Origin of the sequence: Methyloceanibacter sp. (genome assembly GCF_050726195.1) — a bacterium.
GTDB lineage: Bacteria > Pseudomonadota > Alphaproteobacteria > Rhizobiales > Methyloligellaceae > Methyloceanibacter.
On record NZ_JBOHJC010000004.1, the window covers coordinates 189,930 to 204,971 of the forward strand.

Here is a 15,042-nt window from a genome sequence, read left to right on the forward strand (position 1 = left end):
CCTCCCCGCTTCCCGGCCGTAGTCTGGGGCTAACGCCTTCCCCTCGGGGCACATGCCGTGGCTAATTGGCTTCCGCCTTCTTCTTGGCTTCGGTGTCGACGGATTTGATGCCCCTTAAGAGATCGAGGGCATAGTTGAGCTGCGTGTCCTTGGTCTTGTCTTGAGGCACATAGGACGAGCTTCCGGATTCTTCCTCCTCCTCTTCCGCCTCCGCTTCGGCGCCGTCCTCATCCTCGTACTCACCCTTGAGGTGGCCCCGCAGATTGGACTCGCCGCGGGTACCCTGGACGTCGGTCTTCTTCTTGAGTTCCTCCGGCAACTCCTCCTCGACCACGAGCTCGGGATCGATGCCCTTGGCCTGGATCGAGCGCCCCGATGGGGTGTAGTAGCGCGCCGTGGTGAGTCTAAGCGCGCCGTTCGAGCCGAGCGGAATGATGGTCTGCACCGACCCCTTGCCGAACGAGCGCGTGCCGATCACCGTCGCCCGGTGATGATCCTGGAGCGCACCGGCGACGATCTCCGACGCCGAGGCCGAGCCGCCGTTGATCAGCACTACGAGCTTCGCGCCATCGGTGATGTCGCCAGACCGCGCGTTGGAGCGCTGGGTCTCCTCAAGATTGCGGCCGCGGGTCAGCACGATCGCGCCCTGGTCGAGGAACGCATCCGACACCGAGATAGCCTGGTCGAGAAGCCCACCGGGATTATTGCGGAGATCGATGACGTAGCCCTTTAGGTTCGGCCCGAGTTCCTTCTTCAGGTCCTCGACCGCCTTCTGCAGATTGGCCGTCGTCTGCTCGTTGAACGTGGTGAGCCGGATATAGCCCACGTCGTCACCCTCGGCGTTGTACTTCACCGGGTTGATATGGATCATGTCGCGGACGACCTTCACCTCGAAGGGATCCTCGACGCCTTTGCGCACGATGGTCAATGTGATCGGCGAGTTCACCGGCCCGCGCATCTTCTCGACCGCCTCCTGAAGGGTGAGGCCGAGAATCTGCTCCTTGTCCAAGTGCGTAATCAGGTCGCCGCTCATGACCCCCGCACGCGACGCGGGCGTGTCCTCGATCGGGGCCACGACCTTGACCACGCCGTTCTCCATGGTGACCTCGATACCGAGCCCGCCGAACTCGCCGCGGGTCTGCACCTGCATGTCGCGGAAGTGCTTGGGGTTGAGATAGGCGGAGTGCGGGTCGAGCGCCGTCAACATGCCGTTGATGGCCGATTCGATCAGCTTGGCGTCCTCGGGCGCCTCCACGTAGTCGGCGCGTACGCGCTCGAGCACCTCGCCGAACAGGTCGAGCTGTTTGTAGATCTCCGAGTTGGCGGCGGAGGCCGACTGGCTCCGGGCCAGGTTGACCATTGTCGAACCGGCGGCGAGCACTGCCAACACCAGAAGCGCCCAAAGCGCATATTCCGATTTCCGCATCATCCTTGCACCTTCCCGGAAGCCGCAGCCCACCATGGGCCGGGGTCTACTGGCCTACCGTCCTTCCTGAATTCTACATAGAGGACGGGGCGTGAACTGTCGTCGCCGCTGCTCGGCACTGCCGGATTTCCCATAACAGCGATGGGCTCGCCGGCAAGTACAAATTGGCCGAGGCTCACGTCAATGCGGCTCATCCCCGCAAGCAAAATATGATAGCCCCCGCCAGCGTTGATGATCAAGAGTTGCCCGTAGGAGCGGAATGGCCCGGCATAGACCACCCAGCCGTCGGCAGGAGCCGTAATCCGGGCTTCCTCGCGGGTTTGCAGGGAAATCCCCTTAAGCGTTGAACCGGCCGGGTCGGCGTCGCCGAAGCCCTTAAGCTGCCGCCCCTGGGCCGGCAACCTTAACGTGCCCTTAGCCTGCTCGAACGGCAGGGCCGGCTTCAGCCGGTCGGGACTCGCGAACGCCACCCTGGTCGATTCCGGCTTGATTTCCACCACGCTCTCATTCGCCGGCGTGGCCATCACTTGTGCCTGCATCCGCTCGCGAAGTGCCTTCTCGGCGGCGATCTCGGCGTCGTACTGTGCGACTTCGACCTTGGCGATCTGAACGTTGAGCCGTTCGATTAGCTCGCTCAGGCCGGTGACCTCAAGCGCCAGCGCCTCGGTGGACTGTTCCAATTGGGTCAACTCGATCTCGCCCTGCGCAAGTTTGGTCTTCTTCTCTTCAAGCAGTTGGTCTAACCGCGCCCGTTCGGCAGCGAGTTGCTCCGATTCTTTTTTTTCCTCGTCGCGCTTGGCGCGAATGCTGTTCTCGACCGTGACGAGACTATCCAGCTCCCCCGACAGGTTGTCGGCCTGATATTTCAGCTCGGGGAACACCTCCGCGAGCAGCATGGCGCTCCGCACCACGGCGAGCGCATCGTCGCGACGGGTCACCAGCGCGGGCGGCGGTGTCCGTCCGATCCTCTGCATGGCGCTCAACATTTTGACGATGGCTTCCTTCCGCTCGGTGATCGAGCTTTGAATGACGTTCACCTGCTCGGTAAGCTCGGCGAGCTTGCCTTCGGTTTCCGACAGCTTGGCTTCGCTCGCCTGTACCCTCTCGCCCGCCTCAATCAGCTCGCTGTTGAGCCGCGCCCGTTCTTCCGCCAGGGCAACCAGGTCCTTGGTGAGGCCCTCGGCTTTGACCCGGCTCGACTGCAATTCCTGCTCGGTCTCGTCGAGACGCTTTTTGGCCTCGTCGCGGGAAAGATCGTCCTCCGCATGACCTTGCCACGGCAAGACGCAAAGCAGCCCGGCCAGGCAAAGGACAAACCGGAATCTCTGTCTCGGAAAAGCCAATCGATCGGGTTGCGCCATACGCCCTGGCCGTTCAGTCGATGGCACCGGAGGGAAGCGGCAGAATCAAGGCAAAACGCTTACGAATCCTTAACCTTAGAGGTCCTCAGGCGCGGTGGTAGGGATGGCCCGCAAGAATGGTCATGGCCCGGTAGATCTGCTCGGCCACGACGATGCGGGCAAGCCCGTGCGGCAGGGTCATGGGCCCGAGCGAAAGGGTGCGGTCGGACCTCTCCACAACCTCTCGCCCATGCCCGTCCGGCCCGCCGATGAGGAAGGCGACGCCTGGCGCGCCGCCATCCCTGAGCTTGGCCAGCGCTGCCGCGAAGGCCTCGCTGGACAGCTTGTCCCCTTCGCGATCAAGGCAAATAACTTTATGAGATGGCGGCACTTTACCGAGCAGCGCCTCGGCTTCGGCGCTCACCCGCTGACCCGGGCCGCTTGCCTTCGATTCCGAGACTTCGATGCCCAGGACCGGCGTGAGCCCGAGCTTCCGGCCGAGCGCCTCGGCGCGGGCGAGATAGTGGACGTAGAGCTCGCGCTCCGGCCCTTGCTTCAACTTGCCGACGGCCGCGATCAGGAGCCGCATGGCTCACCTCTCACCGCGGGCCGCCGGCTGCGGTCGGGCGGTCTCTCAGACCACCATCCGCTCCATGGGCCGATCGGCGGACCACATCTTCTCGAGATTGTAGAACTCGCGAACCTCGGGCCTGAAGACGTGGACGATGATATCGCCTGCATCGATCAGCACCCAGTCGCACTGGGGCAAGCCTTCGACGCGGGCGCGGCCATAGCCTTCATCCTTCAGCTTCTTGATGAGGTGGTCGGCGACGGCGCCGACATGCCGCTGCGAGCGACCCGAGGCGAGCACCATGTGATCGCCGATTGAGGTCTTGCCCTTCAAGTCGATGACGACGACGTCCTCGGCCTTGGAGCCATCGAGCGTATCGACAACGATCTCGAGCAGTCGGTTCGGATTGGCGCGAAATGACGCAAATCCGGTAGGAGGCGTGCCGCGTGCGGCACCCTCTCTAGGTGAGCGCATGTTTGCGTGGGTGTCCTTCTGCCATTGCTCCTGGAAACGGCGTCGGCCACATCTCACACATCATGCTGGAGGGGCCCCTTATTGCCGCTTCGCACCATAAACATAGTATGCCGGCTCTGCTCGTTTCAATAGCTAGTATTGGTTGTCGCTCGTTGTTGGTTTTTTTCTCGATGACTGTGGCTCTTTGTCCCTCCTTAAACCACCTTTGCGCAGGGCGGTCGAAGAGAGGTCCGACAACCTGTGGCTGAGAATCGTCCAGGCCGGAGGTATCAGCAACGCGAGCCCTGCAGCATCGGTTTCATCCACGTAATAGGGCGCGAATCGCCGCGCGGCAGGGCTCGCCATGCCCTCGAGCCGGTAGCCCGGCCGGTCCAGCACCGCGATCGGCAAAGTTCTGAAAATCTCCGGCCAAGCCTTCCAGCGATGGAAGTCCGCCAGATTGTCGGCCCCCATCAACCACACGAAATGCACCCGCGGGAAGCGCTGCTTAAGCACCTTGAGAAGGTCGATCGTGTAGCTCGCTCCGCCGCTGAAGCCGGTCACGTCGATGCGCGGATGCCGTGCAACTTTCTCCGCCGCTGCGACCCGCTTCGCCAAGGTCGGCAGCTTAGAGACATCCTTCAGCGGATTGCCGGGGGTGACCATCCACCACACGCGGTCGAGCCCGAGGCGCTTCAGCGCCGTGAGGCTGATGTCGCGATGGGCTTCGTGCGGCGGATTGTACGAGCCCCCAAGCAACCCTATACGCATGCCGGGGGCAGCCGCTGGAAGCTTTAGATGTGAGCCTTCCGTCGTGCTCAAGGCCGCGTCTGGCCCTGCCCGCGCACCACGTATTTGAACGTGGTGAGTTGCTCGACGCCGACCGGCCCGCGTGCATGGAACCGGCCCGTGGCGATGCCGATCTCGGCACCCATGCCAAACTCGCCGCCGTCGGCAAACTGGGTCGAGGCGTTGTGCAGCACGATGGCGCTGTCGACGCGGGCGAGAAAGGCGTTCGCTGCGGCCTGATCGTTGGTGACGATGGCATCAGTATGCTGCGAGCCGTAGCGCGCTATGTGCGCAATCGCCTCGTCGAGCCCGTCGACCACCTTCACCGAGATGATGGGCGCGAGATACTCGGTGCCCCAGTCCTCGTCGGTCGCCGCCTTGACGCGGCTGTCGGTGCGCTGCGTCTCCGGATCGCCGCGCACCTCGCAGCCCGCCTCGATCAGCGCATCGACGATCGGACTGAGATGGGTCGGCACTGCATCATGCGCGACAAGCAGTGTCTCCGCCGAACCACAGACACCGGTCCGCCGCATCTTGGCGTTGACGACGATATTTCGCGCCATGTCGACGCCAGCGTTCTTGTCGACATAGACGTGGCACACGCCTTCGAGATGCGCGAACACCGGCACGCGCGCTTCCTGCTGCACACGCTCCACCAGGTTCCTGCCACCGCGCGGCACGATGACGTCGATGGCGCCACCGAGCCCGCCGAGCATGAAGCCGACCGCCGAGCGGTCCACCGTCGGCACGAGCTGGATCGCCGCAGCGGGCAGACCCGACGCGGCGACGGCTTCGGTCAGAATGTTGGCGATGACGAGCGAGGTGAGGAAGCTCTCAGAGCCAGAGCGCAGGATCACGGCGTTGCCCGCCTTGAGGCAAAGTCCCGAGGCGTCCGCCGTCACGTTCGGCCGGCTCTCATAGATCATGCCGATGACGCCGAGTGGCACGCGTACGCGGGAGATTTCGAGACCGTTGGGACGGGTCCACTTGGCGATGGTCTCGCCGACGGGATCGGGGAGCGCCGCCACCTCGTGCAGTCCTTTGGCCATTGCGGCGACGCGCAATCCATCGAGCCGAAGCCGGTCGAGGAAGGCAGAGTCGCGCCCCTTCTTCTGCGCGGCCTCGAGGTCCTGGCGGTTCGCCTCGATGATCTTCTCCGCTTCGGCTTCGAGCCGCGCAGCCATGCGCCCGAGCGCGTCGTTCTTCTTGTCTGTCGAGGCGAGCGCAAGCTCGGCCGCCGCCTCGCGGGCAAGCCGGCCCATATAGAGCATCATCGGCTCAAGACTCGCTTCCGGGTTCTGGGCGAGGATGGACACGTGTTCTAGCCTTTGCGGTTCAACGTCATGTCGTCGCGGTGGATCAGCTCAGGCCGTCCAAGGTAACCGAGAATATCGGCGATTTCACTGCTCTTGCGACCGATAATGGCCCTGGCCTCCTCGTTCCCGTAAGCGGTGAGCCCGCGGCCGATCTCGGCCCCTTCGCCGTTCTTGATCACCACGGCATCGCCCCGCTCGAACCGCCCTTCGACCGCCGTGACGCCTGCTGGCAGCAGGCTCTTGCCCGAGGCCAGAGCTGCCGCCGCTCCGCCGTCCACGGTAAACGCACCGCGCGGCTCGAGCGTGCCGCCGATCCAGCGCTTGCGCGCCGTTACCGGATCCGAGCGCGCCAGGAACCACGTGGCGATGCCGGTCTCGGCCAGCGCCTTTAGCGGGTGGAGCACTTTGCCGCTCGCGATCACCATATGGGTCCCACCCTGCACGGCGATCTTCGCCGCCTCGATCTTGGTGACCATGCCGCCGCGCGACAGGTCCGAGCCGACGTCGCCCGCCATCGCCTCGATCTCGGGGGTGATCTCCCGTACTTCGTCGAGACGCCGCGCGTCCGCGCAACTGCCGGGCGGCGCGGTGTAGAAGCCGTCGACATCCGACAGCAGCACGAGACAATCGGCGCTCATCATCGAAGCGACTCGGGCCGCAAGCCGGTCGTTGTCCCCGTAGCGGATCTCGTTGGTCGCCACCGTGTCGTTCTCGTTCACGACCGGCACCGCGCCGAGCTTGAGAAGGGTCGTCATGGTGCTGCGCGCGTTGAGGTAGCGGCGGCGCTCTTCCGTATCGCCGAGGGTGACCAGCACCTGCGCCGCCACGAGGTCACGCGCGCGGAACGCCTCCTCGTAAGCATGCGCAAGATCGATCTGGCCGACGGCGGCCGCCGCCTGGCTGTCCTCTAGCTTGAGCGCGCTCTTCGGCAGTTTGAGCGCGTTGCGGCCGAGCGCGATGGCGCCGGAGGAGACGACGATCACCTCCTTGCCTTGGGCGCGAAGACCCGCGATGTCGTCGGCGAGCGCATTGAGCCACTCGGCCTTGAGCGTGCCGGTCGCGCCATCGACCAAAAGCGATGAGCCGATCTTGACCACGATGCGGCGGGCGGATGTCCATTCCTGTCTCATGGCCGCCACCCCGCACGCGCCGGCTCCGCCTTCTCCTCGGCGCGCACCGCCTTGATCTTGGCCGCGACCGCACGAAGCACTTCCGGCACCCCGGTCCCGGTCGCGGCGGAAACGATGAGGGGTTTAACGCCGGCCGCTTTCTTCAGCTCACGCGCCTTGGCCTTGAGCTCGTCCTTCGGCACGGCGTCGGCCTTGGACAGAGCGAGCACTTCCGGTTTCTCGCCGAGTCCCGCACCATAAGCCTCCACCTCGCCGCGCACGATCTCGTAGGCCTCGACCGGATCGTCGAGGGTCGCATCGACGAGGTGCAGCAAGACGGCGGTGCGCTCCACATGGCCGAGAAAACGGTCGCCGATGCCGGCGCCCTCGTGCGCACCTTCGATCAGGCCGGGGATATCGGCAAGCACGAAGTCGAACCCGTCGATGCGCACCACGCCGAGATTGGGGTGGAGCGTGGTGAACGGGTAGTCGGCGATCTTCGGCTTGGCGGCGCTGACCGCGGCGAGGAAGGTCGACTTGCCGGCATTGGGGAGCCCGATGATGCCGGCATCGCCGATCAGCTTGAGCCTGAGCCAGATATACATCTCCTCGCCCGCCTGCCCCGGATTGGCGAGGCGCGGCGCGCGGTTGGTCGACGACTTGAACCGCGCATTGCCGAACCCGCCATTGCCGCCCCTGAGCAGCACGACGCGATCGCCCGGCTCGGTCAGGTCGGCGAGCAAGGTCTCCTCGTCCTCATCGAGGATCTGCGTCCCCGGCGGCACCTTCAGCACCACGTCGGCGCCACCAGCGCCGGTGCGGTTCTGGCCCATGCCGGCGCCGCCCTTCTTGGCCTTGAAGTGCTGCTGATAGCGGAAGTCGAGCAGGGTGTTGAGGTTCGCCACGCACTCGACGATGACGTCGCCCCCTCTGCCGCCGTCGCCGCCGTCAGGGCCGCCGAACTCGATGAACTTCTCCCGCCGGAAGCCCACGCATCCGTTGCCTCCGTCGCCGGAGCGCACATAGACCTTGGCTTGGTCGAGGAACTGCATGGCAAGGGCTTAGCACCAGAGGTCTTACCGTTGCACTAGCCGCGAAGGGCCGCCTGAACCTCCGCGCGGTCGAGCCGATAGGTCACGCACTGGGTCTTGGTCCCACGCGCCGCGCAGTCGCGCACCTCCCCGCCTTGCGCCACGAAGCCGAGCTTGCGGATCACCCGCTCCGACGCCGGATTGTCGGTGAAATGCCCGGCTTTCAGATAGTCGAACCCGTTCGCGTCGAAGGCGTAGCCGATCAGGGCACCAACCGCCTCGGTGGCGTAGCCTTGGCCCCAATAGGGCTTGCCGATCCAATAGCCGAGCTCGGCGTGGTCGTCGCCGAAGGCGCGATAGCCGGTGCAGCCGATGAGTTCATCATCCCTGAAGATCCCGAAGACCACGCCCTCTTCGCCGGCCTTGACGCTGGCGATCCACTCGGCGGCTTGGCTTTCGCTATAGGGATGCGGGACGGTGCCGGTCATGCTGGCGACATCGTAGTCGCCGGCAAGCGCGCTGAGGCGCACGGCGTCTGCGGCCCCCAGGGGGCGAAGCGCGAGCCGCTCGGTCTTGATGGCCGGGACGAAGGGCATGGGAGCAAGGGTACACGGGCGGCCAAGCGCGCGGGAGTCAGAGGGAACGGAAAAAGTGCTGGAAGCTCGGGCGAGCGCCTAGCTCGGCTTCACCGAGACGTAGACCCGGCCCTTCTGCTTGGTCGCGAACTCGACCTCGCCGTCGCGGAGCGCGAACAGGGTGTGGTCCTTGCCGATGCCGACACCCTCGCCCTTGTGCCACTTGGTGCCGCGCTGGCGCACGATGATGTTGCCGGCCACCACGCTCTGGCCGCCCGACTTCTTGACGCCGAGGCGCCGGCCGATGGAGTCGCGGCCGTTGCGCGAGGAGCCGCCTGCTTTTTTGTGTGCCATGGGAGCCTCTACTTCTTCTTCGGCGCCGGCTTCTTGGCGGGCGCCTTCGCTGCGGCCTTGGCAGGCTTCTTCGCCGCCGCCTTGGCCGCCGGTTTCTTCGCCGCGGGCTTGGCCTCGGCCTTTTTGGCCGCTGGCTTCGCCTCGGGTTTCTTGGCAGCCGGCTTGGCCTCCGCCTTCTTCGCCTCTGGCTTGGGCTTAGGCGCTTCGGCTTTCTTCGGCTCCGGCTTCGCCGCCGCCTTCGACGGCTTCTTGCCGTCGGTCAGGATCTCGGTGATGCGGAGCGCCGTCAGCGCCTGGCGATGGCCCTTGGTGCGGCGATAGCCCTTGCGGCGCTTCTTCTTGAACACGATGATCTTGTCGTCGCGTTTTTGCTCGAGCACCTCTGCCGCCACGGACGCGCCGGAAATCGTCGGGCTGCCCGTCTTGGGTCCGCCGTCGCCGCCGAGCAGGATAACCTCGCCAAGCTGGACAATATCGCCGGGCTCGCCCGCGATCTTCTCAATCTCGATTATGTCGTTCGGCGCCACGCGATATTGCTTGCCGCCCGTGCGAATGACCGCGAACATCTGTCTGATCCGTCTCTTAGGGCTTGATTTGCCGGCAGCTTTTAGCGCCTGGCAGAGCCTCTAGGGAAGCGATAAGCGGCGCAATATATAGAGGCCAAAGCCGATAAGTCAATTACTTGCCGGCAATCCCAAAGCGCACGACATCGTCCCAAGTCTAGCCCTCCCCCTTGTGGGGGAGGGCAGCAATGTCCCGCCGCCAAGGCGGCGGATGGCATCGCGGGAGGGGGGTAATGACGACCATGCATTCCCCCATTCCTCTTCACACCCCCCCTCGGATCGCCTCTGGCAATCCTGCTCCCCCCACAAGGGGGGAGCGGGGAGTCTGTTGCGCCTCCACGGCAAGATATGGCCCGGGTTGCGGGATGGTGAGGGGCAAGCTACATGAGCGCTCTCGGAGAGGTGCCGGAGTGGTTGAACGGGACGGTCTCGAAAACCGTTGTACGGGTAACCGTACCGAGGGTTCGAATCCCTCCCTCTCCGCCAGCTAGTCCCCTGTTTTTCCAGAGAAATATCGCACTCCGCCTTCCAAGTCTTCGAATTGGCCCGAGCGCAGCACAGGAACGCGCCGAGCCCAAGCGCGCCGAGCGCGAGCGCCGCAGGGATAAGCCAAGCGAGCGATGTCATGACGTTCCCCGCCCCGCGAGCCGCGCCGCGTTCAAGGTGACCAGGATCGACGACGTCGACATGACGATGGCGGCGATCAGCGGCGTGACGAAGCCCAGGATGGCGAGGGGCACGCAGACGATATTGTACACCGCCGCAACGCCGAAATTCTGGAGCGCCATGGCGCGGGCTTTGGCCCCCGTGTCGATCGCCGCGACGATTGTGCCGAGCTTCGCGCCCTGCCAGACGAAGTCGGCGGCGCGCTGGCTGATATCGGCGGCGGTCGCCGGCGAGATCGAGGCATGGGCGGCGGCGAGCGCCGGCGCGTCGTTGAGGCCGTCGACGGCCATCAGCACCTTGCGCCCCTCGCGCGCGCGCGCGTGGAGCCAAGCGATCTTGTCCGCCGGTTTCAGCGCGGCGTGCCAATCGTCGATGCCGGCGTCGCGCGCGGTGCGCTCAACCACGCCCGCCCGATCGCCGGAGAGGAGCGCGACGGCAAGTTCGCGGGCCTTCAGCGCGGCGACCGTCTCGGCTGCGTCGGGACGCAAGCTATCGGCGAAGCGGAGGCGCACCGGCGGCGCATCGTCCTTGCGATACCACACCTCGGCGCCGTCGCCCGCGCCCCCTTCCACGCCACACCACGAAGCCGAACCAAGCCAGCGGCCATGGGTAAGCGCCGCATCAAAAGGCCGGACACATGGCAGCACCGACCAGCCGTGCATTACCTTCAAAAAGCTCTTGCCAATGAGGAGCCGTCCACACATGGCACGTAGCGGACGTAGCAGCTGGCCAGCCTCACGTCAGTTTTTGACCATAAGCGGAATTCGTATCGGCGGTGGCGCCGCCTGGGCGCGATCCGATTCGAAGACAGTCAGCTTGCGCCTGCGAGACCGCCGGTCCGTCGTGAGCGACAGGCGGGATGAGGTTGTGTAGCAGCGCCTCGAACTCCGGCGTCACGGAGGTGAACCGGATCGAGAAACGAGAGGTGCTACCAGGCATTGTGTCCAGGACCTTTCCGTAAAGCGTACCGGACATCTCACGGCCATCGGCGCCGAGGAGTTTCATGTTGATGTTGGTCAAGGGCGGAACCGCCTTTTCGAGACGTGCCTCGGCCTCCCGATGGGATAGCTTAGTCCAGGCGCCCCTGTAGTTGGCGCCGCCGAGGGAAGTTGAGTCCACGATCTCGTACAGAAAGGGAATTTCCTCGGGCAGCGATGTGAGCGCCTCAGTGGCTTGCGACAAGTAGAGCCTATGCAACCCGCCGATGCCCGAAACTTCGAAAAGGGTGATGGGGCGTTCGATCCCCTTTGCCTTGACCTCCAGTTGCTTCCCAAGCTCGACAATGGCGCCTGCCGCTTGTCGCTGACGTATCGGACCGTAAACGCGTCGAGGCTGAGTTGATGCGACTCGCAGAACAGGTGGAGTTGCGCAACAAATGCCTTCGATGACGATGCGCTCGTCCTCGAGAATGGCCAAGCTGATTGCCTTTCGCGACTGTCCGTGCTCGGCTTCCGACATCGACGACATACCCCTTACTTAGCCCGTCTGATCGAGAGCTCCCCTGACGCAACTGGCCTTGGGTCCGAGGAGATTTAACAATGCTCGGCTTCCGTCCCTTCGCTCCGGCAGGATTGGCGCTCGCCCTAACGATTAGCGCGGCCGACGCCGATGTCTCGACGATCCCGCCGTGCGTCGACGATGCAATGATCGTGTTCGACGCGTCGGGCTCAATGTCGGGAAACGAAAAGCTCGGAATCGCCACGACCATCACCCGGATCGACGAAGTAAGATCCGCACTTGCCAGGGTTTTGCCGAGCGCGACGCGCTTTCGTCGGGTCGGTCTTATTACCTACGGCCCTGGCCCATACAACCAGTGCAATGTGGAACTCAATCTCAACCCCACGCCGAATGCGGCTAACCTCATCATGCGAGAGGTGAGCGGCTTGATGCCCGCAGGAAAGACGCCTCTGACGTCTGCCGTGGAACAAGCGGCCAACGTCCTAGACTTCCGGAATAAGCCCGGCGTCGTGGTGGTGCTCACCGACGGTGAAGAGACATGCGCAGGCTCGCCGTGCGACCTCGGCAAGCAGCTCCACGCTGAGGCCTACCAGCTCACCATCCATGTCATCTCTTTTCGTGCGGACAATTTCAGCTGGATGGGCGAGCAAAGCATCCAGGAGGCGAAGTGCCTCGCCGAAGAGAATGGTGGTCTCTACACCACTGCTGACACCCAGGACGAGCTGGTCGCGGCCTTCCAGAGTACCCTTGATTGCCCGATGATCTCTGAGCGCGCTATTCGGTGAGTTCGGAGATCCCCTGGGGCCAACATCAATAGTCTGCATCTTCTGCATCTGGCACTAAGCGGACATGCCGAATGGCGAGCGTGACTTCCGCTTTTGGCCCAACGCGATCCGTTCGACGAGATGACTCTCCCCATGGACAGGTCGCATAAGGTTGTCCTTCAAGAGTTCTCCGGTGCGTCTGGTGGCTTCCTGCTGAGAATTTTGTGACCTGTGAACATGAGGTGATGCTGCCGCCCTCCCGGAGTTCGGTGATCACCACCGCTCCAATGTGGCCTATGATGGCAGCCGCCAGCACGTAGAACGTTATCTCGTGAACCTCAACGAAGGGTCCGCGGAAGTTGCGCATTGCCTGATAGGCTAATTTGTCGGCCAAATCGCTCGCACCCGGCTGAAGAGTACCCGGGTCGACGCCAGGCGCTGCCACCCATTGCGCAAAGAGGCTGCCAAAAGGCGGCCAATAGAGGTCTGTTCCTGCGAGGACAAGCCCCGTGATCACCTGAATGAGCAGGAGTAAGAGCAGAAGGGTGACGCCCATACGGGCCAAGGGATTATGTCCCACATACTGCTCGGGCTCGCCCGTCAGGAAGGACGCAACATAGGCCCGGACAGCCGCACTGAAACCGCGACCACCGGGCAAAATCGCTCTCCACCGTGCGTACCGGTTGCCAAAAAAGGCCCAGATAAAGCGCTAAAGCAGAAGACCATGGAGGCCATGGTGGAAAGTCTGAAGGCACTGAAGCCCGTGTCCGAAGGCCTCTATGCGGTGCTTACCGGACCGCAGAAAGAGAAGGCGGACACGCTGCTCGGCGGCCACTGCGGCATGATGTGAGTGGCACTGAACCCACAGGTCCGGCCGCGGTGGATGGACCATCAATTCTTCATCCCCGTCGAGAGTTTGCGATGCCGTGGTGGGCGGGTGGGTCGGAGCTTTCAGGCTTGCCTTGGCGCCGCCGCTTCGAGGTTGCGCAGCTCGGCTACCGAACGTCGTAGGATTTGTAGGGAAGACATGACAAAAATGCCGGCCATGATCCCCGCGACGATCAGGTCGGGCCACCGGCTTGCCGTGCCCCATACGCCGAGCGCTGCTATCATCACAGCAATGTTGCCGATGGCGTCGTTCCGCGAGCAGACCCACACCGACCTGACATTGGCGTCTCCTTCCTTGTAGCGCAGTAGGATCAGGACGCTTGTGAGATTCGCGGCCAGCGCGAGGAAGCCGACGATGCCCATGACTTCGGCGCGGGGAACCTCAAGAACCAGCACGTAATAGGCCGTAGCCCCGAAGACCCAGAGCCCCATCAAAGTCAGGCTGACGCCTTTAACGAAGGCAGCCAGGGCGCGCGTACGCAGCGGGGCCCCGATGACCGCAAGCGTAATCCCGTAGGTGAATGTGTCGCCCAGGAAATCGAGCGCGTCGGCTTGCAGCGCACGCGAGCCGGCGATGGCGCCGGCGCCCATCTCGAACAGAAACATCGCCGCATTGATGGCGATGACAAGCCAGAGACGCCTTTTGTAGTCCGGCGACAGCCCTTCAAACCTGGTTCCGCTCGCGCAGCACCCGCCGCCCATCATCTACCTCTCACCAATCACAAAGAAATAATATAGGCCCCTATCCCAGCAGGGCGAGCCCGCCTGCAGCGAAACACCCTACCTTGCGGCCGTCCTGTCTAGATTTCCGAAACTCATGTCGGCTAGTGGCACCAAGCTGACATGCCGGCGGGCCAGCCTCAGGTCAGTTTTTGACCCTCAGCGGACATCGGCGGCTCGCTCTTAGGTCGGCAACTGGCACGAGGCGCACGTCAGTCGGCTGTGACGCTCTCTTCCTCGCTGCGCACCGCCTAAGCCAATGTGGCAACTATTACGGGCGATGAATATGTTTGTCGCGCTAGGCTTGTAATCCTCCTCATCAAGGCCCATTTGTTTAGTACTGGCACGCCGCATCCCTAGGCGCTGACGGTAAAGATTACCGTGCCGATTACGTGCACGCCTTTCCCGAAAAATTAGCATTCAGCACCACGACCTGCCTTTACGCGGTAAGGGTCCGGCACCTGCCTTTACGCGGCAGGGGTCCGGCGGTTGTACAGCCTGCGCAAATCGCCTGCGCTTAACCCCCAGAGGTATTTCATGACCGTCACCCATAACGCCAAAGTTGCCGCCGACCAGGCCCGCGCCGCCTATCGCAAGACGACAGACCAGCTCGGCAACCTCGGTCTCGATACCGCCGTACCGGAGGGCGTGCGCGCTCTTGCCGAGAAGGCCGTAGCGCAGACCCGCGAAGCCTTTGACCGCTCCTGGGATGCTTTCGATGCATCCTTGACGACGTTCGAAAGGAACTTCGACGCTGCCGGGCAAAGTGCCGCCGCCTTCAACCGCAAGATCGTCGACCTCGCCCGGCGTAACGTCGATGCGAGCTTCAACTTGGCCGAGAGCCTGGCGGGCGCCAAAAAACTCACCGATATCGTGGAGCTTCAGGCAGGTTTTTGGCGCAAGCAGTTCGCCGTATTGACGGCGCAAGCACAGGAAGTCCACGCGCTGTCAACAAAGGTGACCGCCGTTGCGGCCGAGCAGATGATCAAGTCGCAGACCGAACGCGCCGTGGACGGGCG

At 63.8% G+C, this 15,042-nt stretch carries 18 protein-coding genes and 1 tRNA gene; 4 read left to right on the forward strand and 15 right to left on the reverse strand.

All coding sequences use genetic code 11. From position 1 onward, the window contains the following. Positions 1 to 61: 61 nt before the first annotated feature. The 11 genes from ACRECX_RS04540 to rplU form a co-directional block, all read right to left on the reverse strand. Positions 62 to 1,426 carry a S41 family peptidase gene (locus ACRECX_RS04540; RefSeq protein ID WP_431557643.1) on the reverse strand — a complete coding sequence of 455 codons (1,365 nt, stop codon included), beginning with the start codon at positions 1,424 to 1,426 and terminating at the stop codon, positions 62 to 64. Beyond that, positions 1,426 to 2,709, reverse strand: coding sequence for a murein hydrolase activator EnvC family protein (locus ACRECX_RS04545; protein WP_431557621.1), 1,284 nt, complete (start codon positions 2,707 to 2,709; stop codon positions 1,426 to 1,428). The genes ACRECX_RS04540 and ACRECX_RS04545 overlap by 1 nt, the downstream gene beginning before the upstream one ends. 163 nt (positions 2,710 to 2,872) lie before the next feature. Then, the gene (gene rlmH, locus ACRECX_RS04550; RefSeq protein WP_431557622.1) at positions 2,873 to 3,355 is read right to left on the reverse strand and encodes a 23S rRNA (pseudouridine(1915)-N(3))-methyltransferase RlmH; all 483 of its coding nucleotides are present in this window, start codon (positions 3,353 to 3,355) and stop codon (positions 2,873 to 2,875) included. Between the two features lie 45 nt (positions 3,356 to 3,400). Further along, entirely contained in the window at positions 3,401 to 3,811 is a 411-nt protein-coding gene (rsfS, locus tag ACRECX_RS04555) for a ribosome silencing factor (protein ID WP_431557623.1), read from the reverse strand. A 132-nt stretch (positions 3,812 to 3,943) separates the two neighbouring features. Beyond that, the gene (locus ACRECX_RS04560) at positions 3,944 to 4,645 is read right to left on the reverse strand and encodes a nicotinate-nucleotide adenylyltransferase (protein WP_431557644.1); all 702 of its coding nucleotides are present in this window, start codon (positions 4,643 to 4,645) and stop codon (positions 3,944 to 3,946) included. Further along, the gene (locus ACRECX_RS04565) at positions 4,609 to 5,850 is read right to left on the reverse strand and encodes a glutamate-5-semialdehyde dehydrogenase (RefSeq protein WP_431557645.1); all 1,242 of its coding nucleotides are present in this window, start codon (positions 5,848 to 5,850) and stop codon (positions 4,609 to 4,611) included. The genes ACRECX_RS04560 and ACRECX_RS04565 overlap by 37 nt, the downstream gene beginning before the upstream one ends. A 50-nt stretch (positions 5,851 to 5,900) precedes the next feature. Continuing rightward, positions 5,901 to 7,025, reverse strand: a complete 1,125-nt coding sequence (gene proB, locus ACRECX_RS04570) for a glutamate 5-kinase (protein WP_431557624.1) — start codon at positions 7,023 to 7,025, stop codon at positions 5,901 to 5,903. Next, the gene (obgE, locus tag ACRECX_RS04575; protein ID WP_431557625.1) at positions 7,022 to 8,056 is read right to left on the reverse strand and encodes a GTPase ObgE; all 1,035 of its coding nucleotides are present in this window, start codon (positions 8,054 to 8,056) and stop codon (positions 7,022 to 7,024) included. The genes proB and obgE overlap by 4 nt, the downstream gene beginning before the upstream one ends. Positions 8,057 to 8,091: 35 nt before the next feature. Then, complete coding sequence (locus ACRECX_RS04580; protein WP_431557626.1) at positions 8,092 to 8,631, reverse strand: GNAT family N-acetyltransferase; 540 nt, start codon at positions 8,629 to 8,631, stop codon at positions 8,092 to 8,094. 78 nt (positions 8,632 to 8,709) lie between these two features. Beyond that, positions 8,710 to 8,964 (reverse strand): 50S ribosomal protein L27, encoded by a 255-nt coding sequence (gene rpmA / locus ACRECX_RS04585; protein ID WP_431557627.1) that lies wholly within the window; start codon positions 8,962 to 8,964, stop codon positions 8,710 to 8,712. An 8-nt stretch (positions 8,965 to 8,972) separates the two neighbouring features. After that, positions 8,973 to 9,530 carry a 50S ribosomal protein L21 gene (rplU, locus tag ACRECX_RS04590; RefSeq protein WP_431557628.1) on the reverse strand — a complete coding sequence of 186 codons (558 nt, stop codon included), beginning with the start codon at positions 9,528 to 9,530 and terminating at the stop codon, positions 8,973 to 8,975. Between the two features lie 393 nt (positions 9,531 to 9,923). Here rplU and ACRECX_RS04595 point away from each other — a divergent pair. Further along, positions 9,924 to 10,013 (forward strand) — tRNA-Ser (locus tag ACRECX_RS04595). Positions 10,014 to 10,150: 137 nt separating this feature from the next. Here the strand turns inward: ACRECX_RS04595 and ACRECX_RS04600 are convergent. Next, entirely contained in the window at positions 10,151 to 10,855 is a 705-nt protein-coding gene (locus ACRECX_RS04600; RefSeq protein ID WP_431557629.1) for an HAD-IC family P-type ATPase, read from the reverse strand. Between the two features lie 73 nt (positions 10,856 to 10,928). Beyond that, the gene (locus ACRECX_RS04605) at positions 10,929 to 11,651 is read right to left on the reverse strand and encodes a hypothetical protein (RefSeq protein ID WP_431557630.1); all 723 of its coding nucleotides are present in this window, start codon (positions 11,649 to 11,651) and stop codon (positions 10,929 to 10,931) included. Positions 11,652 to 11,731: 80 nt separating this feature from the next. Here ACRECX_RS04605 and ACRECX_RS04610 point away from each other — a divergent pair, with 80 nt between their 5' ends. Then, on the forward strand, positions 11,732 to 12,436 hold the full coding sequence (locus ACRECX_RS04610; protein ID WP_431557631.1) for a vWA domain-containing protein: 705 nt from the start codon (positions 11,732 to 11,734) through the stop codon (positions 12,434 to 12,436). A gap of 25 nt (positions 12,437 to 12,461) precedes the next feature. Here ACRECX_RS04610 and ACRECX_RS04615 read toward each other — a convergent pair whose 3' ends face one another. Further along, on the reverse strand, positions 12,462 to 13,073 hold the full coding sequence (locus ACRECX_RS04615) for a cytochrome b/b6 domain-containing protein (protein WP_431557632.1): 612 nt from the start codon (positions 13,071 to 13,073) through the stop codon (positions 12,462 to 12,464). Positions 13,074 to 13,148: 75 nt separating this feature from the next. Between ACRECX_RS04615 and ACRECX_RS04620 the strand changes: the two genes are divergently transcribed. Next, positions 13,149 to 13,265: a hypothetical protein gene (locus ACRECX_RS04620; RefSeq protein WP_431557633.1), complete on the forward strand. Its 117-nt coding sequence runs from the start codon at positions 13,149 to 13,151 to the stop codon at positions 13,263 to 13,265. Positions 13,266 to 13,366: 101 nt separating this feature from the next. Here ACRECX_RS04620 and ACRECX_RS04625 read toward each other — a convergent pair whose 3' ends face one another. Next, complete coding sequence (locus tag ACRECX_RS04625) at positions 13,367 to 14,005, reverse strand: cation transporter (RefSeq protein ID WP_431557646.1); 639 nt, start codon at positions 14,003 to 14,005, stop codon at positions 13,367 to 13,369. A 555-nt stretch (positions 14,006 to 14,560) separates the two neighbouring features. On the opposite strand from ACRECX_RS04625, the gene ACRECX_RS04630 reads away from it, so the two are divergent. Next, on the forward strand, positions 14,561 to 15,042 hold a 482-nt coding region (locus ACRECX_RS04630; protein WP_431557634.1), incomplete at its 3' end, for a phasin family protein.

Bases quoted from the DNA above. Each gene is read 5' to 3' on its own strand.
- ACRECX_RS04565 (WP_431557645.1), bottom strand. From the start codon at position 5,850: ATGCTCTATATGGGCCGGCTTGCCCGCGAGGCGGCGGCCGAGCTTGCG.
- ACRECX_RS04625 (WP_431557646.1), bottom strand. From the start codon at position 14,005: ATGGGCGGCGGGTGCTGCGCGAGCGGAACCAGGTTTGAAGGGCTGTCG.
- ACRECX_RS04620 (WP_431557633.1), top strand. From the start codon at position 13,149: ATGGTGGAAAGTCTGAAGGCACTGAAGCCCGTGTCCGAAGGCCTCTAT.
- ACRECX_RS04610 (WP_431557631.1), top strand. From the start codon at position 11,732: ATGCTCGGCTTCCGTCCCTTCGCTCCGGCAGGATTGGCGCTCGCCCTA.
- proB (WP_431557624.1), bottom strand. From the start codon at position 7,025: ATGAGACAGGAATGGACATCCGCCCGCCGCATCGTGGTCAAGATCGGC.
- ACRECX_RS04540 (WP_431557643.1), bottom strand. From the start codon at position 1,426: ATGCGGAAATCGGAATATGCGCTTTGGGCGCTTCTGGTGTTGGCAGTG.
- rsfS (WP_431557623.1), bottom strand. From the start codon at position 3,811: ATGCGCTCACCTAGAGAGGGTGCCGCACGCGGCACGCCTCCTACCGGA.
- rpmA (WP_431557627.1), bottom strand. From the start codon at position 8,964: ATGGCACACAAAAAAGCAGGCGGCTCCTCGCGCAACGGCCGCGACTCC.
- ACRECX_RS04580 (WP_431557626.1), bottom strand. From the start codon at position 8,631: ATGCCCTTCGTCCCGGCCATCAAGACCGAGCGGCTCGCGCTTCGCCCC.
- obgE (WP_431557625.1), bottom strand. From the start codon at position 8,056: ATGCAGTTCCTCGACCAAGCCAAGGTCTATGTGCGCTCCGGCGACGGA.
- rplU (WP_431557628.1), bottom strand. From the start codon at position 9,530: ATGTTCGCGGTCATTCGCACGGGCGGCAAGCAATATCGCGTGGCGCCG.
- ACRECX_RS04600 (WP_431557629.1), bottom strand. From the start codon at position 10,855: ATGCACGGCTGGTCGGTGCTGCCATGTGTCCGGCCTTTTGATGCGGCG.
- ACRECX_RS04605 (WP_431557630.1), bottom strand. From the start codon at position 11,651: ATGTCGGAAGCCGAGCACGGACAGTCGCGAAAGGCAATCAGCTTGGCC.
- rlmH (WP_431557622.1), bottom strand. From the start codon at position 3,355: ATGCGGCTCCTGATCGCGGCCGTCGGCAAGTTGAAGCAAGGGCCGGAG.